The sequence below is a fragment of the Arthrobacter sp. MDT2-34-1 genome (assembly GCF_059091365.1).
This window is the reverse complement of sequence record NZ_JBNHGO010000001.1, coordinates 745,412-768,477: the sequence shown is the minus strand read 5'-3', so window position 1 is coordinate 768,477 and position 23,066 is coordinate 745,412. Positions and strand designations below refer to the sequence as shown.

General features: G+C 67.6%; 22 protein-coding genes and 3 tRNA genes. 20 read left to right on the top strand and 5 right to left on the bottom strand.

What is annotated here, in order from left to right; all coding sequences use genetic code 11:
* Positions 1-83: 83 nt before the first annotated feature.
* Positions 84-944 carry a DUF2382 domain-containing protein gene (locus AC5RVV_RS03540; protein ID WP_494000023.1) on the bottom strand — a complete coding sequence of 287 codons (861 nt, stop codon included), beginning with the start codon at positions 942-944 and terminating at the stop codon, positions 84-86.
* 332 nt (positions 945-1,276) lie between these two features.
* Between AC5RVV_RS03540 and AC5RVV_RS03535 the strand changes: the two genes are divergently transcribed.
* From AC5RVV_RS03535 to AC5RVV_RS03525, 3 genes are all read left to right on the top strand, one after another.
* A complete protein-coding gene (locus AC5RVV_RS03535) occupies positions 1,277-2,341 on the top strand; it encodes a 3-isopropylmalate dehydrogenase (protein ID WP_494000022.1) in 1,065 nt (354 codons plus the stop codon).
* Between the two features lie 64 nt (positions 2,342-2,405).
* On the top strand, positions 2,406-3,509 hold the full coding sequence (locus AC5RVV_RS03530; RefSeq protein WP_494000021.1) for a branched-chain amino acid aminotransferase: 1,104 nt from the start codon (positions 2,406-2,408) through the stop codon (positions 3,507-3,509).
* A 99-nt stretch (positions 3,510-3,608) separates the two neighbouring features.
* The gene (locus tag AC5RVV_RS03525) at positions 3,609-3,983 is read left to right on the top strand and encodes a DUF1304 family protein (RefSeq protein WP_494000020.1); all 375 of its coding nucleotides are present in this window, start codon (positions 3,609-3,611) and stop codon (positions 3,981-3,983) included.
* A 105-nt stretch (positions 3,984-4,088) separates the two neighbouring features.
* Here AC5RVV_RS03525 and AC5RVV_RS03520 read toward each other — a convergent pair whose 3' ends face one another.
* The gene (locus AC5RVV_RS03520) at positions 4,089-4,709 is read right to left on the bottom strand and encodes a hypothetical protein (protein WP_494000019.1); all 621 of its coding nucleotides are present in this window, start codon (positions 4,707-4,709) and stop codon (positions 4,089-4,091) included.
* A gap of 63 nt (positions 4,710-4,772) precedes the next feature.
* Positions 4,773-5,171, bottom strand: coding sequence for a DUF7793 family protein (locus AC5RVV_RS03515; RefSeq protein WP_494000018.1), 399 nt, complete (start codon positions 5,169-5,171; stop codon positions 4,773-4,775).
* A 241-nt stretch (positions 5,172-5,412) separates the two neighbouring features.
* Between AC5RVV_RS03515 and AC5RVV_RS03510 the strand changes: the two genes are divergently transcribed.
* The 10 genes from AC5RVV_RS03510 to AC5RVV_RS03465 all read left to right on the top strand — a co-directional run bounded on the left by AC5RVV_RS03510 (position 5,413) and on the right by AC5RVV_RS03465 (position 13,832).
* Positions 5,413-6,204 carry an MBL fold metallo-hydrolase gene (locus AC5RVV_RS03510; protein WP_494000017.1) on the top strand — a complete coding sequence of 264 codons (792 nt, stop codon included), beginning with the start codon at positions 5,413-5,415 and terminating at the stop codon, positions 6,202-6,204.
* Between the two features lie 63 nt (positions 6,205-6,267).
* Positions 6,268-7,041 carry a fumarylacetoacetate hydrolase family protein gene (locus AC5RVV_RS03505; RefSeq protein WP_494000016.1) on the top strand — a complete coding sequence of 258 codons (774 nt, stop codon included), beginning with the start codon at positions 6,268-6,270 and terminating at the stop codon, positions 7,039-7,041.
* Positions 7,042-7,045: 4 nt separating this feature from the next.
* The gene (locus tag AC5RVV_RS03500) at positions 7,046-7,246 is read left to right on the top strand and encodes a hypothetical protein (RefSeq protein ID WP_494000015.1); all 201 of its coding nucleotides are present in this window, start codon (positions 7,046-7,048) and stop codon (positions 7,244-7,246) included.
* 56 nt (positions 7,247-7,302) lie between these two features.
* Positions 7,303-8,802, top strand: coding sequence for a glutamate--tRNA ligase (gltX, locus tag AC5RVV_RS03495; RefSeq protein WP_494000014.1), 1,500 nt, complete (start codon positions 7,303-7,305; stop codon positions 8,800-8,802).
* 142 nt (positions 8,803-8,944) lie between these two features.
* Positions 8,945-9,016 (top strand) — tRNA-Gln (locus AC5RVV_RS03490).
* A gap of 63 nt (positions 9,017-9,079) precedes the next feature.
* Positions 9,080-9,152 (top strand) — tRNA-Glu (locus tag AC5RVV_RS03485).
* Positions 9,153-9,201: 49 nt separating this feature from the next.
* A tRNA-Glu gene (locus AC5RVV_RS03480) sits at positions 9,202-9,277 on the top strand.
* Between the two features lie 99 nt (positions 9,278-9,376).
* The gene (locus AC5RVV_RS03475) at positions 9,377-11,167 is read left to right on the top strand and encodes a dynamin family protein (protein ID WP_494000013.1); all 1,791 of its coding nucleotides are present in this window, start codon (positions 9,377-9,379) and stop codon (positions 11,165-11,167) included.
* Positions 11,164-12,774: a GTPase gene (locus AC5RVV_RS03470; protein WP_494000012.1), complete on the top strand. Its 1,611-nt coding sequence runs from the start codon at positions 11,164-11,166 to the stop codon at positions 12,772-12,774. The genes AC5RVV_RS03475 and AC5RVV_RS03470 overlap by 4 nt, the downstream gene beginning before the upstream one ends.
* Before the next feature lie 23 nt (positions 12,775-12,797).
* On the top strand, positions 12,798-13,832 hold the full coding sequence (locus AC5RVV_RS03465) for a thiamine-phosphate kinase (protein ID WP_494000011.1): 1,035 nt from the start codon (positions 12,798-12,800) through the stop codon (positions 13,830-13,832).
* Positions 13,833-13,838: 6 nt separating this feature from the next.
* Here AC5RVV_RS03465 and AC5RVV_RS03460 read toward each other — a convergent pair whose 3' ends face one another.
* Positions 13,839-14,558 (bottom strand): IclR family transcriptional regulator, encoded by a 720-nt coding sequence (locus AC5RVV_RS03460; protein WP_494000010.1) that lies wholly within the window; start codon positions 14,556-14,558, stop codon positions 13,839-13,841.
* 148 nt (positions 14,559-14,706) lie between these two features.
* On the opposite strand from AC5RVV_RS03460, the gene leuC reads away from it, so the two are divergent.
* The 6 genes from leuC to AC5RVV_RS03430 all read left to right on the top strand — a co-directional run bounded on the left by leuC (position 14,707) and on the right by AC5RVV_RS03430 (position 21,300).
* Positions 14,707-16,173, top strand: a complete 1,467-nt coding sequence (leuC, locus tag AC5RVV_RS03455; protein ID WP_493986902.1) for a 3-isopropylmalate dehydratase large subunit — start codon at positions 14,707-14,709, stop codon at positions 16,171-16,173.
* A gap of 15 nt (positions 16,174-16,188) precedes the next feature.
* Entirely contained in the window at positions 16,189-16,788 is a 600-nt protein-coding gene (leuD, locus tag AC5RVV_RS03450; RefSeq protein WP_494000009.1) for a 3-isopropylmalate dehydratase small subunit, read from the top strand.
* Between the two features lie 224 nt (positions 16,789-17,012).
* Positions 17,013-18,329, top strand: coding sequence for a UDP-N-acetylglucosamine 1-carboxyvinyltransferase (gene murA, locus AC5RVV_RS03445; protein WP_494000008.1), 1,317 nt, complete (start codon positions 17,013-17,015; stop codon positions 18,327-18,329).
* Positions 18,330-18,335: 6 nt separating this feature from the next.
* Positions 18,336-19,121 (top strand): lysophospholipid acyltransferase family protein, encoded by a 786-nt coding sequence (locus tag AC5RVV_RS03440; protein WP_494000007.1) that lies wholly within the window; start codon positions 18,336-18,338, stop codon positions 19,119-19,121.
* Positions 19,118-20,152 carry an NAD(P)H-dependent glycerol-3-phosphate dehydrogenase gene (locus AC5RVV_RS03435; protein ID WP_494000006.1) on the top strand — a complete coding sequence of 345 codons (1,035 nt, stop codon included), beginning with the start codon at positions 19,118-19,120 and terminating at the stop codon, positions 20,150-20,152. The genes AC5RVV_RS03440 and AC5RVV_RS03435 overlap by 4 nt, the downstream gene beginning before the upstream one ends.
* 11 nt (positions 20,153-20,163) lie before the next feature.
* Positions 20,164-21,300 carry a D-alanine--D-alanine ligase family protein gene (locus AC5RVV_RS03430; protein ID WP_494001270.1) on the top strand — a complete coding sequence of 379 codons (1,137 nt, stop codon included), beginning with the start codon at positions 20,164-20,166 and terminating at the stop codon, positions 21,298-21,300.
* Between the two features lie 36 nt (positions 21,301-21,336).
* On the opposite strand, the gene AC5RVV_RS03425 is transcribed toward AC5RVV_RS03430, so the two are convergent.
* Positions 21,337-21,816 (bottom strand): DUF3515 domain-containing protein, encoded by a 480-nt coding sequence (locus tag AC5RVV_RS03425; RefSeq protein ID WP_494000005.1) that lies wholly within the window; start codon positions 21,814-21,816, stop codon positions 21,337-21,339.
* A gap of 125 nt (positions 21,817-21,941) precedes the next feature.
* Between AC5RVV_RS03425 and AC5RVV_RS03420 the strand changes: the two genes are divergently transcribed.
* On the top strand, positions 21,942-22,985 hold the full coding sequence (locus tag AC5RVV_RS03420) for an LCP family protein (RefSeq protein WP_494000004.1): 1,044 nt from the start codon (positions 21,942-21,944) through the stop codon (positions 22,983-22,985).
* The last annotated feature ends 81 nt before the right edge of the window (positions 22,986-23,066 follow it).

Below are 23,066 nucleotides of genomic sequence, written 5' to 3'. Positions count from 1 at the left end.
CTGGCCACCCGCCATGCCGGGGCGAGCGAAAGGCCGGGGCGGGAATGCTCCCTGCCCCGGCCTTTCGCGTCGGCCAGCCCCCGCTAGCGGCGGGTGTCGGTGTCTGTGCCGTCGGTCTCGATGCGTTCCTTACGCACCTCTTCGTCGACCCTGACCTCGTCGGTGACGGTGTCCTTCTCAAGCCGGACCCGTTCGACCGGGACGGTCTCCTTCTCCACGACGGGCCGTTCCTCGTGGAGCGTGACCTCGTGTTCCTCGTCGCTCAGGTCCGGGCCGGACATGGCGTCGCCGCGGTTGGCATCGGTGATCGGTTCGCGTTCGATGCGGACTTCCTCGCGCTGGACCGGCACGGTCTGGGTGACATTCTCGGTGGTGACGTACTTGCGCAGCCTGGCCCGGCCCGTCGCCTGCTTCTCGGTACCGACATGCAGGCGCTCCTCGGAGCGGGTCATGGCGTCGTCGGTAGTGGGACCGGAGGTGTCCCGGCCCACCGTGCCCGGGGCGTCCTCGGTGTACGTGCCGCGGGTATCGTCGGTGCCGTACTGCCCGGTAGTGCCGGTGCCCGTGCCGGTAGTGGTGTAGTCGGTATCCCGGCCGGTTGTGGCGTCGGTGTAAGTCCGTCCGCCGCCGCCCAGCTGATAGTGCGCGTAGAGCCGGTCCTCCTCTGCGGGCTCCAGGTAGCCGTCCACGTCAACCCGCGGGGCGTCCTTGATCTGGTCCTTGGTGTAGGGGACCACAATGTCGTCACCCTCCACGCGCGCCGCTTCGAGCGGGACGAAAGTTTCGGAGGAGCCGAACAGGCCGGTCTTGGCCGTCACCCACGTGGGGCGGCCGCTGTCATCATCGGCGTAGACCTGGCCGATGGAGCCGATTTTGTCTCCGTCAGTCGAAACGACGTTTCCGCCGCGGCTGAGCAGGTTGTTGAGTTGTTCTTGGGCGAGCATGGTATCTCCTTCTCGATCGATGTCTTTTGGAGGGTACGGACGCCCGTGTTGAGCGTGATCCGTGCGGCCCTTAACGATTTAACCTAAGCATGCTTATTAATCTTTGGCAAGGCCCGGAGAGGGCGCAGCAGCATGTGCCGGTGGTGCTTGTCCTGGCATGGCAGTTGATGGGAAAGGCGCCCTCCGGTCGGCCGCGGCCGAGGGCGGAGCCGAAAGGTTGCCATCGCGCAGTTCCGCCTTTGAGTCGCCACCCTTGCTGCACAAAACCCTCAGGTGTTCACATTTTGGGACGGTTTGCCCAGAATGTGGAATGGTTTCCTAAACTTGAAGCCATGAGCGCAGCAGCAAAGGCATTCTCCCTGGCAGTCATTCCCGGCGATGGCATCGGACCGGAGGTCGTGGCGGAGGCGGTAAAGGTCCTCACGGCGGCCACTGCCGACGGCGGCGCCACCTTCGACCTGACCGAGTACCCGCTGGGCGCCGAGCACTGGCTGGCCACCGGCGAGACCCTGCCCGAGGAGACGCTGGAGCGGCTCCGCAAGCATGACGCGATCCTCTTCGGCGCCGTCGGCGCCGCCCCCGGCGACACCCGGATTCCGTCCGGCGTCATCGAGCGGGAGATGCTGCTCAAGCTGCGCTTCTCCCTCGACCACTACGTGAACCTGCGCCCGGCGAAGCTGCTGCCCGGCGTCCCCAGCCCGCTGGCAAACCCGGGCGAGGTGGACTTCGTCGTCGTCCGCGAAGGAACCGAAGGGCCCTACGTGGGCAACGGCGGCGCGCTGCGCGTGGGCACCCCGCATGAAATCGCCACCGAGGTCTCGGTCAACACCGCCCACGGCGTGGAGCGCGTGGTCCGCGATGCCTTCCGCCGCGCGTCCGGCCGCCGCAAGAAGCTCACCCTGGTGCACAAGCACAACGTGCTGGTCCACGCCGGGCACCTGTGGCGGCGCACCGTGGAGACGGTCGGCGCCGAGTTCCCGGACGTTGCCGTCGACTACCTGCACATCGACGCGGCCACCATCTTCATGGTCACGGACCCGGCCCGCTTCGACGTGATCGTCACCGACAACCTGTTCGGCGACATCATCACCGACCTGGCCGCCGCCATCACCGGCGGCATCGGCCTGGCGGCGTCCGGGAATATCAACATGGACCGCACCGCTCCGTCCATGTTCGAGCCGGTTCACGGCTCCGCGCCGGACATCGCCGGCCAGCAGAAGGCCGACCCCACGGCGGCCATCCTGTCCGTGGCCCTGCTGCTGGAGCACCTGGGCCTCGCCGACGCGGCCGCCCGCGTGCAGCAGGCGGTGGAGCACGACGTCGCAACCCGGGGGAGTGCCTCCCGCACCACTGCGGAAATCGGCGATGCGATCACCGCCGCTTTGGCAGTAGGGTAGTTAACGGTTACTAACCAGAATCATTATTTGACGCACAAGGGCGTGCCCTCACCGCGGAGGAACCATGACTGAACCCCTCGAATTCACCCAGCAGCTCTCGGAGCGTCCGAAGAGCGCCGAGGAGCGCGCCGCCATCTTGGCGAACCCGGGCTTCGGCAAGCACTTCACGGACCACACGGCCGTCGTCGACTACAAGGTCGACGCCGACGGCACGGGCAGCTGGTCGAATGCGCGGATCGAGCCGTACGGACCCATCATGATGGATCCTGCCGCCGCGGTGCTGCACTACGGCCAGGAGATCTTCGAGGGTCTGAAGGCCTACCAGCACGACGACGGGTCCGTCTGGACCTTCCGGGCCGAGGCCAACGCCGCCCGCCTGAACACCTCGGCGCGCCGGCTGGCCCTTCCGGAGCTGCCGGAGGAAACCTTCATCGAGTCCCTGCGCCAGCTGGTCACCACCGACAAGGCGTGGGTGCCCTCCGGCGACGGCGAAGCGCTGTACCTGCGTCCGTTCATGATCGCCACCGAGGCGTTCCTGGGCGTGCGCCCCGCCCACGAGGTGTCCTACCGCGTGATCGCCTCGCCGGCCGGGAACTACTTCGGCGGCGAGCTCAAGCCGGTGTCCATCTGGCTCTCCGAGCGCTACTCCCGCGCCGGCGAGGGCGGCACCGGGGAGGCCAAGTGCGGCGGCAACTACGCCGCGTCCCTGGCCGCGCAGCTGGAAGCCGAAGCCAACGGCTGCCAGCAGGTGCTCTTCCTGGACAAGTTCAACGACAACGCCATCGAAGAACTCGGCGGGATGAACGTGTTCTTCGTGTTCAAGGACGGCAGCCTGGTCACTCCGGAGCTGAACGGCCACATCCTGCACGGCGTCACCCGTTCCTCGGTGATCGAGCTGGCCAAGGACCGCGGCCTGGACGTGCGGGAGCGCAAGATCACCATCGACGAATGGCGCGACGGCGTGGCGGCGGGAGACATCACCGAAGCCTTCGCCTGCGGCACCGCCGCGGTGATCACCCCGATCGGCGAATTGAAGGCCGACGGCTGGAGCATCGCCTCGCCGAGCGCCGGGTCCGGCGACGTGTCCATGTCCATCCGCCAGGAGTTGCTGGGCATCCAGACAGGCGCCGTGGAGGACTCGCGGGGCTGGCTCACCCGCCTGGCCTGACCTGACCGCCTGGCCTGACCTGACCGCCGGCCTGGCCTGACCGCCGGCCTGGCCTGACCGCCGCTTCCGTTCGGGTCCCGGCCGGGCCACACTGGGTCCATGACGGTGGCGGCGTACGTCCTGGCGGCGCTCTTCGGAGTGATGCTGATTGCCGTTGGCGCGGCGGAGGCCTTCTTCTACCGCGACCAGCGCTTCCACCGGTTGTTCCTCATCCGACCGGAGGACGTGGGCGCCGTGCGGCTGTGGACCATTAACGTGGGCTTCTACAACATGGTCTGGGGGCTGGGCGCCCTCGCGGGCGTGATCATCGCCGCCGGCGGCCGCCCGGCCACCGGCGAGACCATCATCGTCTTCACCTGCATCGCCCACGTGATCCTCGGGGCCGTGCTCTGGTTTTCGGAACGCCGCCTGTGGCAGAGTGCGCTGGCCCAGTCGGTCCTGCCGCTGGTGGTCCTGATCCTGTTGTTCCTCTGACGCAGGACCACGACGGCGGGGCACACCTTCGACGCCCGCCCACCTTCCGACGCCCGCCCACCTTCCTTCCGGCGTACCCCCGGGGAGCGCCGGAAGGTGCTGCGGCTAACCCTTCCGGGCGGCTGCCTTGCGCTCTGCGGCCTTTCGAGCCTTCTTGGAGACGGGCTTGAGCGCTTTGCGCTCGGCCTCTTCGGCGGCGATCCGGTTCTTGCGGGCATCCACCAGGTCGTTCCACAGGGCGGTGGCGAAGCTGCCGCCCTCCCGCGCGTAGACCTCGTACGGGAACGAAGCGAAAATGCCGGCCGGCGCCGCCGTCCCCGGGAGTTTCTTCCCGCTCTTCAGCGCGTAGGCGTCGCCGAGGGCCCAGGTCTCCGACAGGAAGCGGGCCAGGTTCTCGCGGATAAACACATTGGCGTCCGGGGCCTCGGCAGCCTGTTCCAGCAGGGCCTGCAGCCGGGAGGACGCCAGGGCCGCTGCGGCTTCGGCGGCATCCGCGCCGCCCGCGGCGGCGGCCTCGAGCTCGGCGGAGAACTCTTGCACGGCGGTTTCCCAGTCGGTCGTCTCGCGGTTTTTCTGCCAGGTGGGGAACCACACGATGTCCCCGTTGGCGTGGTTATGAATGTGCTGCATCCCGCTGTTGCGCTCGGCCACCGCATGGTCGTGCTCGGCCACGTCATACTCGGCCAGCAAATCGGCCAGGGACGTGGTGTTCTGGGTATCCGCCATGGGGTTTTCCTATCCTGCAGTTGCAAATGGTTCCATCAAGGGCAACCCAGCCTCAGCCCGGACTTATTCCGTCTCCACCCCGGCAAGGCGTCCGGCATGCGTCGCCAGCCACTGACGCGCCGCGGCCTCGTCGTCGAAATATCCCGTCGGGAAGTCGTCCTTGGCGAAGATCCGCACGAAGAAGCTGGCGAGCACCCGGTCGACGGCCCCGTTGCCGAGCACCGCGAGGGCGACGCACGGCGTGAAGGTATCTGCGATCAGCCGTGCCTCCGGAGTCACCCAGCGCACGCCGGCCATTTTCAGCAGCACCGCCACCCGCCGGTCCCCGGCGACGTCGAAGAGGTGGTCGACGACGTGCTGCGCGAGCTCGGCACCGACGCTGAGGCCGCGCCGGACAGTCAACACCAGGAGGCCATCCCGGCCCAGCTGCACGTCGTACGGTGAGTGGACTTCCGTCAGCACTGATCCTCCATCCGGCCGGGAAGATGCGCGCATCGCCCAGCCCTCGTCCGGCCGCCGTTGGCGGGACTGCAGGTGCCCAGCGTAGCGAACATGGTCAAGCCACCGGTACGGGCCCGGCAAGTATGACGGATGCCGTCCGGCCCGGGGGATGATGAGGGCCGCGGCAACCTCCCGGGGCGCCGGCCACCAACGGCCGCCTCCCCGGGGCGCCGGCCTGCGGCGCCGGGCGGGGAGTGCGAGGATGAATCCTGTGACCGCTGAACTGAATCCCTCCCTTGTCCGCAGCAGTGAACTGACCCGGTACCGGTTGGCCCCCAACCCGGGGCCGATGAGCCTGGACGGCACCCAGTCCTACCTGATCGCCGCCCCGGGGAACGGGGGAGTGGCAGTTGTCGATCCCGGGCCGCTGGACGAGGAGCACTTGGCTGAGCTGGCGGCAGTGGGGAAGGTGGAACTGGTCCTGATTACCCACCACCACATCGATCACATCGAAGCGAGCGAACGCTTCCACGAACTGACCGGCGCTCCCGTGCGTGCCTTGGACGAAGCACTCTGTTACGCCGCCGAACCGCTGCGGGACGGCGAGGTGGTTCGGGCGGCCGGCGTCGACATCCGCGTGCTGGCCACACCGGGCCACACGGCGGACTCGGTGAGCTTCCATCTTCCCGACGACGGACCCCACGGCTCAGTGCTCACCGGCGACACCATCCTGGGCCGCGGCACCACCATCATCGCCTACCCGGACGGCAGGCTCGGCCCGTACCTGGCTTCGCTGGCCCGGCTGGAACTCCTCGGTCCGGCGAAGGTCTTGCCCGCGCACGGCGGCACGCTTCCGGACCTGTCGGCCATCTGCCGCGAGTACGCCGACCACCGCCGGCTCCGCCTGGACCAGATTCGCGCCGCCCTGGAGCACCTCGGCGCCGACGCGACCGTCGACGCGGTGACCGACCATGTCTACGCCGACGTCGATCCCGCGGTCCGCTTCGCCGCCGAATCCTCCGTCGCCGCTCAGCTCGAATACCTGCGCGGTTGAGAGGTGCAGGTTCGGGCCCGTCCCATTTGAAATCCGCGGGCGGGAAACCAGTAGGCTAAACCCATGCGCATAGCCCGGTTTGTCTTTGAATCCGACCCCCAGTACGGCATCGTCGAAGGCGAGGAGGGGAGTGAGCAGATCACCGTCATCGCCGGCGACCCGTTCTTCAACGGCATCCAGCCCACCGGTGCCCAACACAAGCTCGAGGACGTGCGGTTGCTCGCCCCGATCATTCCGCGCAGCAAGGTGATCGGCATCGGCCGCAACTACGCCGACCACATCCGGGAAATGGGCAACGAGACGCCGGCCGCCCCGCTGATGTTCCTCAAGCCCAACACCTCGGTGATCGGCCCGAACGAGCCGCTGGTCCTGCCTGAGTTCTCTGACGAAGTCTCCTACGAGGCCGAGCTCTGCGTGATCATCGGCCGGATCTGCAAGGACGTCCCGGTGGAGCGCGTGGACGAGGTCATCTTCGGCTACACCTGCGGCAACGACCTGACCGCCCGGGACGCGCAGCGCACCGACAACCAGTGGGCCCGCGCCAAGGGATTCGACGGCTCGGCCCCGCTCGGCCCGTGGATCGAGACCGAACTGGACACCGAAGACCTGGCCATCCGCGGCCGGCTCGACGGCGAGCTGAAGCAGGAGGGCAATACCTCGCAGATGATCTGGGGCGTCAAGGAACTGGTCTCCTACGCCTCCCAGGCCTTCACCCTGCTCCCCGGCGACGTCATCATGACCGGCACCCCCTCCGGCGTCGGCACCATCGAATCCGGCCAGCGCTACGAGGTCGAGATCGAGGGCATCGGCACCCTGTCCAACACCGCCCGCCGCTGATCCCATGCCGGCACGCCGCCGCTCCTTCGGAGTCTTTGCGCTCGGATCGCTGGCCACGTTTTCCGTGGCGGCCCGGGCCACCCACTACTGGGGCGGCCCGGACTGGCTGGCGGGGACGTTCCTGGCGGTCGGCATCCTGCTGGCGCTCTATTACCTCTACCGATACACCGCCGGCTCGCGCCGGAAGAAGCCGCGCAAGAAGTAGCCGGGCCTCCGGCCCGGCCAGCGGCAGTGGCTTGGCAGACTAAACTGGAGCACATCATGACTACTGCTGCTGCCATCCCCACTGTTGACGACGAAACTCCCGTCCGTGTGCGCTTCTGCCCGTCTCCCACGGGCACGCCGCACGTCGGACTGATCCGCACCGCCCTGTTCAACTGGGCCTACGCCCGGCACACGGGCGGCACCATGGTGTTCCGGATCGAGGACACGGACGCCGCCCGCGACAGCGAGGAAAGCTACCAGCAGTTGCTGGAAGCGCTGAAGTGGCTGGGCATCACGTGGGACGAGGGCGTGGAGGTCGGCGGGCCGCATGAGCCGTACCGCCAGTCCCAGCGCGGCGACATCTACCGGGACGTCATCGCGAAGCTGAAGGAGGCCGGCCACCTCTACGAGTCCTATTCCACCCCGGAAGAAGTCGAGGCCCGGCACAAGGCCGCCGGACGCGACGTCAAGCTGGGCTACGACAACTTTGACCGGGACCTGACACAGGACCAGATTGCCGCGTTCAAGGCCGAGGGCCGCGAACCGGTGCTGCGCGTGCGGATGCCGGACGAGGACATCACCTTCACGGACCTGGTGCGCGGGGAGATCACCTTCAAGGCCGGCAGCGTGCCGGACTTCGCCGTCGTCCGCGCCAACGGCAAGCCGCTCTACACCTTGGTCAACCCCGTGGACGACGCACTGATGGGCATCACCCACGTTCTGCGCGGCGAGGACCTGCTGTCCTCGACTCCTCGCCAGATCGCGCTCTACCGGGCCTTGGTGGACATCGGCGTGGCCCGCTACATGCCGTTGTTCGGCCATCTCCCGTACGTGATGGGCCAGGGCAACAAGAAGCTTTCCAAGCGCGATCCCGAGTCCAACCTGTTCCTGCACCGGGAGCGCGGTTTCATCCGGGAGGGCCTGCTCAACTACCTCTCGCTGCTGGGCTGGTCGCTGTCCGCCGACGAGGACATCTTCACCATCGACCAGATGGTGGAGGCCTTCGACATCCACGACGTGCTGGCGAACCCGGCGCGCTTCGACCTGAAGAAGGCCGAGGCCATCAACGGGACCCATGTGCGCCTGCTTGAACCCGGCGACTTCAAGCTCCGGCTGATCCCCTACCTGCAGCATGCCGGCCTGGTCGGGGAGTCGTTGACGGAACGCGAGCAGATGATCCTGGCCGACGCCGCGCCGCTGATCCAGGAGCGCATCACCCTGCTGGGGGAGGCGCCGGAGATGGTGGCATTCCTCTTCAAGAACGACGACGAGATCGAGATCGCCGACGCCGCGCGCAAGGGCCTGCCCGAGAACCTGGCGGAAGCCCTGGACGCCGCGCTGGCCGCGCTGGAGCCGCTCGAGGAGTGGACGGCAGAGAACATCCAGGCGGCCCTGCGGTCGGCCCTGGTCGAGGGCCTGGGGCTGAAGCCGCGGCTGGCCTTCGGGCCGGTGCGCACCGCGGTCTCCGGGCGTCGGATTTCGCCGCCGCTTTTCGAGTCCATGGTGATCCTGGGCAAGGACTCCTCCCTGGCGCGGATCAAGGCCTTCCGCGGCTGAGCGCGCCCCGGGCGACGCGCGGCCCGGCTGCCGCGCGTTGCTCGTTTTGCACTTTCGAGCAGGCATCCGGTAAAGTAATTACTCGTGCTGAGGCGCCAGGGAATGGGTAAAAGCCCGTTTCCACCGGCTCCGAAAGTGCCAGTGGGATATGGTGTAATTGGCAACACAACGGTTTCTGGTACCGTCATTCTAGGTTCGAGTCCTGGTATCCCAGCGCTACAGTCTCCGCTCCGGCGGGGACTGGATTGTGTGGAGCGAAAACTCCGCGCAAACCTACGGCCCCATCGTATAGCGGCCTAGTACGCCGCCCTCTCACGGCGGTAACGCGGGTTCGAATCCCGCTGGGGTCACGGTCCGCAAGGACAAGGCAGTGCAGGCCTTCAACTGTGCAAGCTATGCGGCCCCATCGTATAGCGGCCTAGTACGCCGCCCTCTCACGGCGGTAACGCGGGTTCGAATCCCGCTGGGGTCACCAACAGCCGGTCCCGGACATCCCGTCCCGGACCGGCTTTTTGTATGCCCCGAAGAACCAGGCCTACGGCCCGCCGTGGCAGGGTTGGCGGCTCCTGCTGGCATGATAGGAACCGTGACAAGCAGGTTGCCCGAGGGCCAGGACAGGGGAGCGGCGGACGCCGTCGTGCTCCTGGAACAAAGCCGGGGCGCGCTTGAAGCGGTCCAGTTGCCGCTAAACGTTCCCGGTGCCGCCGCAGCCCGCGGAGCCGTCGCTGCCGCCATTGCCCAGTTGAACGACTACATCCTGCCCCGCTACCGCACGCTGGAAGCCCCGCTGCTGGCCGTCGTGGGGGGATCCACCGGCGCCGGGAAATCGACGCTCGTGAACGCGGTGGCGGGCTTTCCGGCCACCCGTGCCGGGGCGATCCGGCCCACCACACGCCAACCCGTCCTGCTGCATCATCCGGGCGACGCGGCATGGTTTTCGGATCGGCGGATCCTGCCCGGCCTCGGCCGAATCACCGGAACGCCGGCGCCGGCCACCGCCGACAGGCAGGCCCACAATCCGGAACCGGCCGGCGAACCTGCCGGAACCTCGCTGGTGTTGCTCGCCCACACCAGCATTCCCGCGGGCATAGCGCTGCTCGATGCACCGGATATCGATTCGATTGCCGACGAGAACCGGCGGCTGGCGGGACAACTGCTGGCCGCCGCCGACCTGTGGATTTTCGTGACCACCGCCAACCGGTACGCCGACGCCGTGCCGTGGGCGCTGCTCCTGGACGCCGCACAGCGGGACATCGAAGTGGCGGTCGTGCTGGACCGGGTGCCGGAAGAAGTTGAGCGTGAAGTCCGCGCCGACCTGGCCGGTCTGCTGCAGCGGCAGGGTCTCGCCGCGGCCCGCCTGTTTGTCATCCTCGAGTCCCGGCTGGACGAACGGGGCATGCTCCCGGCCGGCGCCGTCGATCCCCTCCGGGAGTGGCTCCAGGAACTCGCCGCCGACGCCTCCGGCCGGGCAGACATCGCCCGGCGCACCCTCGGCGGGGCAGTGCGCTCACTGGCCGCGACGGTCGGCTCAGTCGCCGATGCCGCCGATGACCAACATGCCGCCGGCCAGCGACTGCGCACCGTCGTGGAAGACGCCTACGAGGCGGCGACCACGCGGGCTCTCGCGGCCACGGAGGACGGAACGCTCCTCCGGGGCGAGGTGTTGGCGCGCTGGCAGGACTTTGTCGGCACCGGAGAATTCTTCCGGGGTATCGAGAGCGGCATAGGCCTGCTGCGGGACCGGATCGGCGCGTTCTTTTCCGGCAAACCCGCTCCCTCCGTCGAAGTCGAGGAAGCCATCGAGTCCGGGCTGCAGGCCGTCGTCGTCGAGGCGGCGGCCGCCGGCGCGGAGGAGGCCGACGCGCGCTGGCGGACAGACCCGGCCGGGCAGGGCCTGCTCGGACACGAAGACCTGTCGACTCCCAGCGCGGGCTTTGCGGACGAGGTAGCCCGCGAAATCCGGGCGTGGCAGGCAGACCTGCTGGACCTGATCCGCAGCGAGGGTGAGAGCAAGCGCTTCACCGCGCGCATGCTCTCCTTCGGAGTCAACGGCCTAGGGGTAGCGCTGATGGTGGTGATATTCGCGGCCACCGGAGGGCTGACCGGCTTGGAAATCGGCGTGGCGGGCGGAACGGCCGTGGTGGGACAGAAGCTGCTGGAAGCGGTCTTCGGCGAGGACGCCGTACGCAGGCTGGCGCGCAAGGCCCGCGCCGAGCTGCAGGAGCGAACGCGCAGGCTCATGCGCGCCGAAGCGGAGCGCTTCCTGGCGCGGATCCCTGAGGTGGAGGACGCAGCGACCATGCGCGCACTGGAAGGGCGGCTGCACGCGCTGGGGGCAAAGACGGACACGGGAGCCCCGGATTGAGCCGCCACCGGGGCCAGCCCGAGACCTCGCTGCTGCAGACACGGCTGGATGCCTTGAACACGGCCGCCGAGCTCGCCGCCGGGGTGCTGCCGGAAGCGGAACTCGCACCCGTCACCGAAGTCCTGGAACGGGCCAGCACCCGCCGCTCCCTGTCCGCCGAGCACACCGTGGTTGGCTTTTTCGGTGCGACCGGCAGCGGAAAGTCCTCCCTCTTCAACGCCGTATCCGGCACCCGCCACGCCACCGTGGCGGCACGCCGCCCCACCACGTCCGAAGCAATGGCGGGAATTTGGGGAACGGCCGGCAGCGAACCGCTGCTGGACTGGCTGCAGGTAGCCAATCGGCACGTGGTGGACGACGGATCCTTCGCCGGGCACGGCGGCCTGATCCTGCTGGACCTGCCGGACTTTGATTCCACCGCGGTCGAGCATCGCGCCATCGTGCAACGGTTCGCCGGCCAGGTCGACGTACTGGTTTGGGTGCTGGATCCGCAGAAGTACGCCGATGCCGCCGTGCACCAGGGATTTTTGCGCCCGTTGGCCTCGCACGATGCGGTGACGCTGGTGGTGCTGAACCAGGTGGACCGGCTGGCCGAGGGACAGCTGCAACCGGTCCTGGGGTCGCTGAGGGAGATTTTGCTGCGGGACGGGCTCGCCCGGGTGGATGTCTACCCCGTCTCCGCGACGACGGGGACCGGCCTTGCCGAGCTGACGGCAGCCATCACGGCCTTTGCCGACAAGCGGCAGGCCGCGGCCGAGCGGCTGCTCGCCGACGTCAGGAAGGCAGCCCAGGCGCTGGCCGTTGAACCCGGGGCAGAGCCGGCAGGCGTCAGCAAGGCGGCCAGGAACACGTTGGCCGAGCAGTTGGCGCAGGCGGCAGGCGTGGAAGCGATCAGCGACGCCGTGGGGGCCTCCTACCGGCGGCGGGCGCATGCCCGGACCGGATGGCCGGCGGTCCGCTGGCTCGGAAAGCTGCGCCGAGACCCGCTCAAGCGGCTCAACCTGGACCGCAAGGACGTGAATCCGCTGCTGAACCGCTCGTCCATGCCGGCTCCGGGCCCCGCCCAGCGGGCGCAGGCCGACAAGGCCATCCGTCAGTTCGCCGACCGCGCCGGTGAAGGCGCGGCCGCACCCTGGCGCGCGGCCATCCGCCGGGCGGCACGATCCGCGGAGGAAACGCTTCCGGACGACTTGGACCAGGCCCTGGTGGGCACGGACCTGCGCTCCGACCGTGCGTCGTGGTGGTGGCCGGTTTTCGGCCTGCTCCAGTGGCTCGCCCTCGCAGCCGCCTTGGCCGGAGCGCTCTGGCTCCTTGGCATCGCCGCGCTGGGCTACCTGCAGTTTGCGGTCCCTGAGACACCAACGGTCGAAGGCTTCCCGGTGCCGACCTTGTTGCTGGCCGCCGGGATCCTCGCCGGGGTGGTGCTGGCGCTTGCATCGGGCGTGATCGCGCGGTTCGTGGCCCGTGCCCGGGCCGCAAATGCGCGGCGGCGGCTCCGGGACGCTGTTGCGCGGGTCGCGGAAGAGCGGGTGGTGCGGCCGGTCGAAGAGGCGGTGGCCCGGCACCGGGCATTCAGGCAGGCAGTGCTGAGGGCGTCCGGCGAATGACGTCCCGGGGGAGCCGCGGGGCCATGGACCCGGCAGACGAGATACAAGGAGAACGCAAAAGATTGGCCGCTGAACTGACTGTCAACGATCTGGACGAAGGCTCGCTTCTGGAAAGGATTTTCCCGCGCCTCGGCCCCGCCCGCGTCCCGGTCGGGCCGGGCGATGACGCTGCCGTGATCGAGGCACCCGATGCCCGCACCGTCATCTCGATCGATACGTTGGTCCAGGATCAGGACTTCCGGCTTGAGTGGCCCTCCGGGTACCGGACGACGGGTTACGACGTCGGATGGAAGTCCGTGGCGCAGAACCTCTCGGACATCAATGCCATGGGAGCCGTGCCGACGTCACTGGTCATCAGCCTGACCCTGCCCGGTGCGACGCCGGTGGCATGGGTCGAGAGCCTGGCCGACGGCGTGGCCGATGCCCTGCGGAAACTGGGGGCGGGCCGGTGCTCCGTCGTGGGCGGTGATCTTGGCCGCGGCGAGTCGATCGTGGTCACGGCTGCCGTTACCGGGGACCTCGAAGGCCGCAGTCCGGTCCTGCGCAGCGGCGCGCGTCCCGGCGACACCGTCGCGGTGGCCGGCACGCTGGGGCGCGCGGCGGCCGGACTGGCGCTGCTCGAAAGCCCGGTTTTCGACGACGAGGCCCCGGCTCCGCTGCAGGAGCTCGCCGGAATCCAGTCCCGGCCGGTGCCTCCGCTGAGCGCCGGCCCCGCTGCGGCCGAAGGTGGCGCGACCGCCATGATGGACATCTCGGATGGCCTGCTCCGTGATGCGGCGCGGTTGGCCCGCGCCAGCAGTGTCGCGGTAAACCTTGCGTCGGCGCAGTTGCGGCACTTTGCCGCACCCTTGGACGAGGCAGCGGCCCTGGTGGGGGCGGAGCCCAGCGACTGGGTCCTCGGCGGCGGCGAAGACCATGGCCTGCTGTGTACTTTCCCCGCAGCACAAACCCTGCCGGCGGGGTTCGCCGCCATCGGAGTGGTCGGCGGCGGGAAGGATACGGTGACCCTCGACGGCGTCCCCGTCCGGGTTCGGGGATGGGACCATTTCAGGGGCTGAAGCGCTCTAGTCCTTGGTCTTTCGCAGGGCTTCGGTCAGTTGGGCGGCCGCGTTGCAGACCACCTCGGCATGCAGCCGGCCGGGTTGCCGCGTGAGCCGCTCGATCGGCCCGGAAATGGAAACCGCGGCGATGACCCGCCCGGACGGACCGCGGACCGGGGCGGAAACCGACGCCACGCCGGGTTCGCGTTCGCCCAGGCTCTGGCCCCAGCCGCGGCGGCGGACGCCGGCGAGGACTGTCGGGGTGAAACGCGCCCCATGGAGTCCTTCGAGCAGCCTCTCGTGGTCTTCCCAGGCCAACAGCACCTGGGCGGCGGAGCCGGCCTTCATCGAGAGCTGTGTCCCCACCGGAATGGTGTCCCGCAATCCGATCGGCCGCTCGGCCGAGGCGACGCATACCCGCGAATCGCCCTGCCGGCGGAAGACTTGGGCGCTCTCACCCGTGGCATCGCGGAGGTTCATGAGCACCGGACCGGCGGCGGCTATGAGCCGGTCTTCGCCGGCGGCCGCGGCTAATTCGACCAGCCTGCTGCCCAGGACAAACCTGCCCTGCATGTCCCGGCTGACCAGCCGGTGGTGGACCAGCGCCAAAGCGAGCCGGTGGACGGTGGGCCGGGCCAGACCGGTGGCGGCTACCAGTTGGGCCAGGGACGTGGGTCCGGCCTCCAGGGTGTCCAGCACCATGGCCGCCTTGTCGATGACGCCGACACCGCTAGGATTGTCCATAAGCTGATATTCTCATCTCAATATATGAGATGCAAGTCGATTGACTGGCGGGCGGGCAGCGGCGCTGGAAGAGTTAAAGCACACACTTGGTGCGGGCCTCCCGGCGGGAGAAAAAGCCTGCGTTGGTATTGATGGAGGAGATCTGGCCATGGCCGGTAACACTGCGGGCAAGACGCTCGCCGAAAAAGTCTGGGATGCACACGTGGTGCGCCACGGCGACGGTGAAGGCGCGGCGCGCCAGCCCGACCTCCTCTACATCGACCTTCACCTGGTACACGAGGTCACGTCGCCGCAGGCCTTCGAGGGCCTGCGCCTGGCGGGGCGCGGGCTGCGCCGCCCGGACCTGACCATCGCGACCGAGGACCACAACACTCCCACGCTGGATATCGACAAGCCGATCGCCGACCCGACCAGCCGCACCCAGATCGAGACGCTGCGCACCAACTGCCGTGAATTCGGGGTCCGGCTGCACTCGCTCGGGGACGCCGAGCAGGGGATCGTGCACGTGGTGGGTCCCCAGTTGGGACTCACCCAGCCCGGCATGACGGTGGTGTGCGGCGACTCGCATACCTCCACCCACGGTGCCTTCGGTGCCCTGGCCTTCGGCATCGGGACCTCGGAAGTTGAGCACGTCATGGCGACCCAGACGCTGTCGCTGAAGCCGTTCAAGACCATGGCCATCAACGTCGAGGGCACGCTGCGACCGGGGGTCACCGCCAAGGACATCATCCTGGCGGTCATCGCCAAGATCGGCACCGGCGGCGGCCAGGGCTACGTGCTGGAGTACCGTGGCTCCGCCATCCGGGCCCTGAGCATGGAAGCCCGGATGACCATCTGCAACATGTCCATCGAGGCGGGCGCCCGCGCCGGCATGGTCGCGCCGGACCAGACCACCTTCGACTACCTCAAGGGCCGGCCGCACGCCCCGGAGGGCGCCGACTGGGACGCCGCCGTCGAAAATTGGCAGACCCTGCGTACCGACGACGACGCGGTGTTCGACGCCGAGGTCTTCCTGGACGCCGATACGCTGGAGCCGTTCGTCACGTGGGGGACCAACCCCGGACAGGGCGTTTCCCTGTCGGAAGCCGTGCCGTCGCCCGACGACTTCGCCGACGAGAACGCCAAGGCAGCCGCGGAACGTGCGCTGGCCTACATGGGTCTCGAAGCCGGCACCCGCATGAAGGACATCCCGGTCGACACCGTCTTCCTGGGCTCCTGCACCAACAGCCGCATCGAGGACCTGCGCATCGCGGCGGACATCATCCGCGGCCGGGCCAAGGCGCCGAACGTGCGCATGATGGTGGTGCCCGGGTCTGCCCGTGTCCGCCTGGAAGCAGAGGCCGAAGGCCTGGACAAGGTGTTCAAGGAGTTCGGCGCCGAGTGGCGGTTCGCCGGCTGCTCCATGTGCCTGGGCATGAACCCGGACCAGCTGGCCCCGGGCGAGCGCTGCGCGTCCACGTCCAACCGGAACTTCGAGGGCCGGCAGGGCAAGGGCGGGCGGACGCACCTGGTATCGCCGGTAGTGGCGGCCGCCACCGCAGTCAGGGGCACGCTGAGTTCGCCCTCGGACCTGGACCCGGTCAACAACGACGCCGTCTCGCGGCCTGCCGCCTAAGGAGCCTGAAGAATCATGGAGAAGTTCACCACCCATACCGGCATCGGGGTCCCGCTGCGGCAGTCCAACGTGGACACCGACCAGATCATCCCGGCGGTGTACCTCAAGCGGATCACCCGGACAGGCTTCGAAGATGCCCTGTTCGCAGCCTGGCGCAAGCACGAGGACTTTATCCTCAACCAGGAGCCGTTCAGCCGCGGGTCCGTTCTCGTGGCCGGCCCGGATTTCGGGACCGGTTCCTCGCGCGAACACGCGGTCTGGGCGTTGAAGGACTACGGGTTCCGTGTTGTCCTCTCCTCCCGGTTCGCCGACATCTTCCGCGGGAACTCCGGCAAGCAGGGGCTGTTGGCCGCCGAGGTCGCCCAGGATGACATCGAGCTGATCTGGAAGGAACTGGAGAACCACCCGGGCACCGAAATCACGGTGGACCTGGAGTCGAAGACCGTCACCTGCGGAACCATCACCGCGCCGTTCGAGATCGACGACTACACCCGCTGGCGGCTGCTCGAAGGCCTGGACGATATCGGGCTGACCCTGAAGCATGAGGCGGAAATCACCACCTACGAGGCCACCCGCCCGTCCTGGAAGCCGACGACCCTCCCGGCAAAAGTCTGAGGACACGCGCCCTGGCGCGAATCGGCGCCGTCGAGGGAGCCGTTCCGACTCCGTCGGCGGCGCCGATTTGCACCTGCGACTGCCTCATGCAAGGCACCGGCCGGCGGGACGGAAAGCGCCGGACTCGCTGCCCGTTTATTTCAGAGTGGTCACGGATTGCCAATATGCTTAGCTGAGGCCCTGGCGCAGTTCGGCGCTAAACTAGCTTGAGGAAACAGGTATTCATGGCAAGTGTTTTGACCATTCGTGGTGGCGTTCCGTTGGCGGGGAAGGTATCCGTCCGCGGCGCCAAGAACCTGGTTCCCAAAGCGATGGTCGCGTCCTTGCTCGGCAGCAATGCCTCGGTCCTGCGGAATGTGCCCGAAATCAGGGACGTGGAAATCGTCACGAGCCTGCTCCGCCTGCACGGCGTCGAGGTGTCCAAGGACGCGGTGACGGGTGACCTGACGCTTGACCCCACCAAGGTCAAGACGGCCCACATGAAGGACATCGACGCCCACGCCGGCGATTCCCGCATTCCAATCCTTTTCTGCGGGCCCCTGATCCACGCGATCGGCGAGGCCTTCATCCCCGACCTGGGCGGCTGCCGGATCGGCGACCGGCCCATCGACTACCACCTCGATGTGCTGCGGCAGTTCGGCGCGATCGTGGACAAGCGGCCCGGTGGCATAGCCATCTCCGCACCCAGGGGACTGAAGGGCGCGAAACTCACGCTGCCGTATCCCAGCGTGGGCGCCACCGAGCAGGTTCTCCTGACGGCAACCCGTGCCGAGGGCATCACGGAATTGAGCGGCGCCGCCATCGAGCCGGAAATCATGGACCTCATCGCGGTGCTGCAGAAGATGGGTGCCATCATCACGGTCCAGACCGACCGTGTGATCCGTATCGAGGGCGTCACCGAACTGTCCGGCTTCAACCATCGCGCGCTGCCCGACCGCAACGAGGCCGCGTCCTGGGCATCCGCGGCGCTCGTGACGCAGGGAGACATTTACGTCGAAGGTGCCCATCAGGGCGACCTCACCGCCTTCCTGAACACCTACCGCAAGATCGGCGGGGCGTTCGACATCGACGACGACGGCATCCGCTTCTACCACCCGGGCGGCAGCCTGTCGCCGCTGGTGCTCGAGACCGACGTGCACCCGGGCTTCATGACGGATTGGCAGCAGCCCCTCGTCGTCGCCCTGACGCAAGCCGAAGGCGTCTCGATCGTGCACGAGACCGTGTACGAGAACCGGTTCGGATTCACCGAGGCGCTGATTCGGATGGGTGCGAACATCCAGGTGCACCGCGAATGCCTCGGCAGCATTCCGTGCCGCTTCGGGCAGCGGAATTTCCTGCATTCCGCCGTGATTTCCGGACCCACACAGCTCTCCGGGGCGGAGATAGACATCCCCGACCTCCGCGGCGGCTTCAGCCACCTGATCGCCGCGTTGGCGGCGGCCGGAACCTCCCGCGTGACCGGCATCGAACTCATCAACCGTGGCTACGAACGCTTCCAGTCAAAGCTGGAGGGCCTCGGCGCGGACTTCGACGTCGAGTAGGCGGACATGGGAGCAGACTCCAAAGAGCGGGTGGTCATTGGTGTCCTCGCCGGCGTTGTCCGGCCAGTCCTGAACCTGGTCCTCCGTCGCAACTGGACGGGAACGGAGAATTTCCCCAAGGACCGGGGATTCATCGTCTGTCCGAACCACAACACGGAAATCGATCCGCTCGTGGTCGGCCATTACGTCTACAACCAGGGCGCCCTTCCGCACTTCCTGGCGAAGGCCTCGCTGTTCAAGATCCCGGTGGTCGGGCAACTGTTGACGGCGGCCCGGCAGATACCGGTGGAGCGGAGCAGTTCGGGCGCAAACCGTTCCCTTGACGTCTCACGCGAGGTGCTCGATGAAGGCGGTGCCGTGATCATCTACCCGGAGGGAACGCTGACCCGGGACCCGGCCCTGTGGCCGATGCGCGGGCGCACCGGGGCGGCAAGGCTCGCGCTGCAGACCGGCGCACCGGTCATTCCGGTGGCGCACTGGGGTGCCAACCAGCTGTTGCCACGTTATGCGAAAAGGCCCAGCCTTTTTCCGCGCAAGACGGCACACGTCACGGCCGGACCGCCGGTGGACCTGAGCGAATTCAGCGGCTTGCCGATCACCAGGACCGTTCTGGAGGCCGCAACGAATAGGATTATGGACAGCATCACGGCGCTGCTGGCCGAAGTACGCGGCGAGGCAGCGCCCGCCGTCCGCTGGGATCCTTCTGCTCACGGTCAAAGCGCCATGGGCCGGGACTTTGGTTCCGGCGAACCGGTGCATACAGAAGAGCTACCGCCTGAGGAGAAGTTGTGACAGCACGCCCCGACCTGCCTGCCAACATCGCCGTTCTCGGAGCAGGAAGCTGGGGCACTACCTTTGCCAAGGTCGTCGCGGACGCCCACCCCGAGGTCGAGGTCAGGCTCTGGGCCCGGCGCGCCGAAGTGGCGGAGGAAATCAATTCCCGGCACCGGAATGTGAAGTACCTCCGGGACATCGCGCTGCCGGAGAACATCGTCGCTTCGGAGGACGTCGCCGAAGTCCTCCGCGGCGCGCCGCTGGTGGTGCTCGCTGTTCCCGCCCAGACCCTCCGGCCGCAGCTGGCGTCCTGGAAGCCGCTGCTCGATCCGGAGGCAGTGGTCGTCTCGCTCATGAAGGGGCTGGAGCGCGGGACCGATGCGCGCATGAGCGAAGTCATCAAGGAAGAGCTCGGCCTGTCCGACTCCCACGTGGCCGTCATTTCCGGTCCCAATCTGGCGCTCGAGATTGCGCGCAAGGAACCGACCGCCTCGGTGGTGGCCTGCACGGACGACGACACCGCGCAGTGGATTGCGCGGTTGTGCACGGCCAGCTATTTCCGTCCGTACACGAACTCGGACGTCACGGGGGTGGAGATCGGCGGCATCGTGAAGAACATCATTGCCCTGTGCGTGGGAATCTGTGACGGCAAGGGCATGGGAGACAACACCAAGGCGACGGTCATCACCCGCGGACTGGCCGAGACCACCAGGCTCACCCTTGCCCTCGGGGGAGAGGTCCAGACGATGGCCGGGCTGGCCGGGCTCGGCGACCTGGTCGCCACCTGCGCGTCGCCGCTGTCGCGCAACCACACAGCCGGACGGCTCTTGGGCGAAGGCCTGACCCTGGACCAGGTGACGGAACGAATGACCCAAACGGCCGAAGGCATCAAATCCGGCCGCGCCGTGCTGGATCTGGCCACCAAGGTGGGCGTCGACATGCCGATTACCGAGGCAGTGGTTGCCGTCCTGGAGGGACAGGTATCCGTAGAGGCGCTGGCGCCACGCCTGTTGACCCGTGAACTCAAATCCGAAGGTGAACTCCAGTGAACGACGAGACCATTCCCGCCGCGAACGCCCCGTCGCCGGGCCGCAAACCCCGCGTTGCCGTCCTTTTCGGCGGGCGGTCCAGCGAACATTCCGTCAGCTGCGTCACCGCGGCCGGGGTTCTCGGGGCCATCGACAAGGACAAGTACGACGTCGTTCCCATCGGAATTGCGCGCAACGGCCAGTGGGTCCAGGTCGCCGATGATCCGGCCCAGTGGTCGCTCGCCTCGGGGAAAATGCCGGAGATCAGTACGTCCGCCGAACCCGTCGTGCTGGCCAGCAGGCGGGACACGCCGGAACTCATGGTCGCGCCGGCCGCGCAGGTTCCGCAGAGCCTGGGCAACGTCGACGTGGTGCTGCCGCTGCTGCACGGGCCGTTCGGCGAGGACGGAACGCTTCAGGGGTTGCTGGAGATGGCCGACGTCCGCTACGTCGGCGCCGGCGTACTGGCCTCTGCCGTCGGCATGGACAAGCACTATATGAAGGTGGTCTTCGAATCGGCCGGCCTCCACGTAGGTCCCTACCAGGTCATCACCGACCGTCAGTGGCAGCAGGACCCGGACGCGGTGCTCGAACGTCTGGGCACGCTCCAGTTCCCGGTCTTCGTCAAGCCGGCCCGTGCGGGCTCCTCCATGGGAATCACCCGGGTGGCCGAGCCGGGCGGCCTGCGCGACGCCGTGGAGGCCGCCCGCGAACACGATCCCAAGGTGGTTGTCGAAGCCGGCATCATCGGCCGCGAGATTGAAGTAGCGGTGCTGCAGGGCAGGGGAACAGAACCGACGCGCACCAGCCTGCCCGGGGAAATCGCCGTCCAGCCCGGCGAGCATCAGTTTTACGATTTCGAAGCGAAATACCTGGACGGTACGGCCGCCGCCCTCAGCTGCCCGGCGGATTTGCCCGCCGACGCCACGGAAAGAGTGCGCGAACTCGCCGCACAGGCGTTCGACGCGCTCGGGGGAGAGGGACTCTCCCGGGTCGACTTCTTCTACACGCCGGACGGCGAGCTCATTATCAATGAGATCAACACCATGCCCGGGTTTACGCCGATCAGCATGTATCCGCAGATGTGGGCGAAATCCGGACTGCCTTACACCGAGTTGATCGACGAGCTGCTGTACCTGGCCCTCAACCGCAAGACCGGCCTCCGCTGACCATGCCGGCCAGCGCGGTGTCGCCGGCCGTGCCGCCTACAGGACGTCGGAAATGCTCAGGCATTCGCGTTCCTGCGGGATCTCCGACGCCGCCGCCGAGATGTCCATCAACACGGAGCTCTCTGCCACGTCATCGGGCTTGAACAGCAGTTCCGTGGCCGGGGTGCGCCCGTAGGTCGTGGCCGTCCAGTAGCCGTTCTCGCCTTCGCGCAGTACCCAGTCGACGCCGTCGACCGAGACGCATTGGTCCGTCGTCGGGCCGGGAACCGGCACACCGCACCGCAGGATGACCTGGGAAGGGTCCCCCCAGGCGGCGGTCGCCTGGCTGCTCGTTTCACGGCGCGGGAAATCGGCGACGTACTGGGGGAGGATGACCATCATCGGGGCGCATCCGGGGTTTGCCGCGTCCGGAGCGGCGTCAACGTCGACAACAGGCGAACACGCCGTGAGGCTGCCCAGGGCTCCTAGCGACAAAAGGACGGCAAAACGGCGGCGTCGGGGGAAGGCGCGGGTCATACAGCCAGCGTATCCCGACCATCGCGGCCCGCCGGAGCGACAGTGACCGCAGCCACGCCAGACCGGCCCTGCGGTGAGGAGACGGCCGCGGGGTTTATCCTTTTAGGTAGCCTCACCCCTAGGAAGTGACCCCATTGACTGCTGACCACGACAACGAATACCGCCCGCGGCGGCAGCGCCGCCAGCGGAAGAAAGATCCCATCCGCACCATCTTCTTCACCCTCGTGGGCATCGTTGTCGTCGCTGCAATCGTCGGAGGTGGCTACTTGTTCAACTTGGCCAACTCCTTCAACAGCAAGTCCCAAACGATCGAATCGGCCTTCCCGGACAATCGGGCCGAGAAGGACCCGAACGACAAGACGGTCAACATTCTTCTGATGGGCTCCGACAGCCGCGCCACGGGTACGCAGAATCTGACCGACGTCTCGGACGGCAGCCGCTCCGACACCATGATGCTGATGCACATCCCGGAGAATCGGGAGAACGTCTACGTCATGTCGATCATGCGCGACACCTGGGTGGACATACCGGGCCAGGGCGAGCACAAGATCAACGCCGCCATGGCGTTCGGCGGGGTACCGCTTGTCGTCGAAACCATCGAAGGGCTGTTTGAGACCCGCGTCGACCACGTCGCCATCATCGACTTCTCGGGGTTCAAGGAACTGACCGACGCCTTGGGCGGGGTGGAGATCAACAATCCGGCGGCCTTCTCGGCAACCGGGTCGACCGGCGAGTTCTTCCCTGCGGGCACCCAGACTCTGGACGGCGAGTCTGCCCTGTCCTTCGTGCGCGAGCGCAAGGCCTTCAGCGACGGCGACTATCAGCGCGTGCGCAACCAACAGCTCTTCGTCAAGGCTCTGATGTCCGAGTTCCTGACGGCCGAGACACTGACAAACCCCGTGCGCATTAACGAGGTAGTCGACGAATTTTCCCCGTTCGTGAGCGTTGACAGCGAATTCGACGCCATGACCGCAGGCTCCCTGGGCGTCTCGCTTCGGGATGTACGGTCAAGCGACGTTCAGATGTTCACCCTTCCGACCCTGGGCACCGGCACTTCCGCGGACGGCCAGTCGATCGTCGTGCCGGACGAGGCGGCCATCGCCGAGATAGCCGACGCGCTGCAGAACGACAGCCTCGGCGAATATCTGAGTACTGCGGATCTCGAGTGAGCCGCGACGCGGCCGTATGCCGGTGAGCGGAGCCGGCTGCGGTAGGCTCAGGTAACGCCGGAGGACTGAGATCGATCGTTG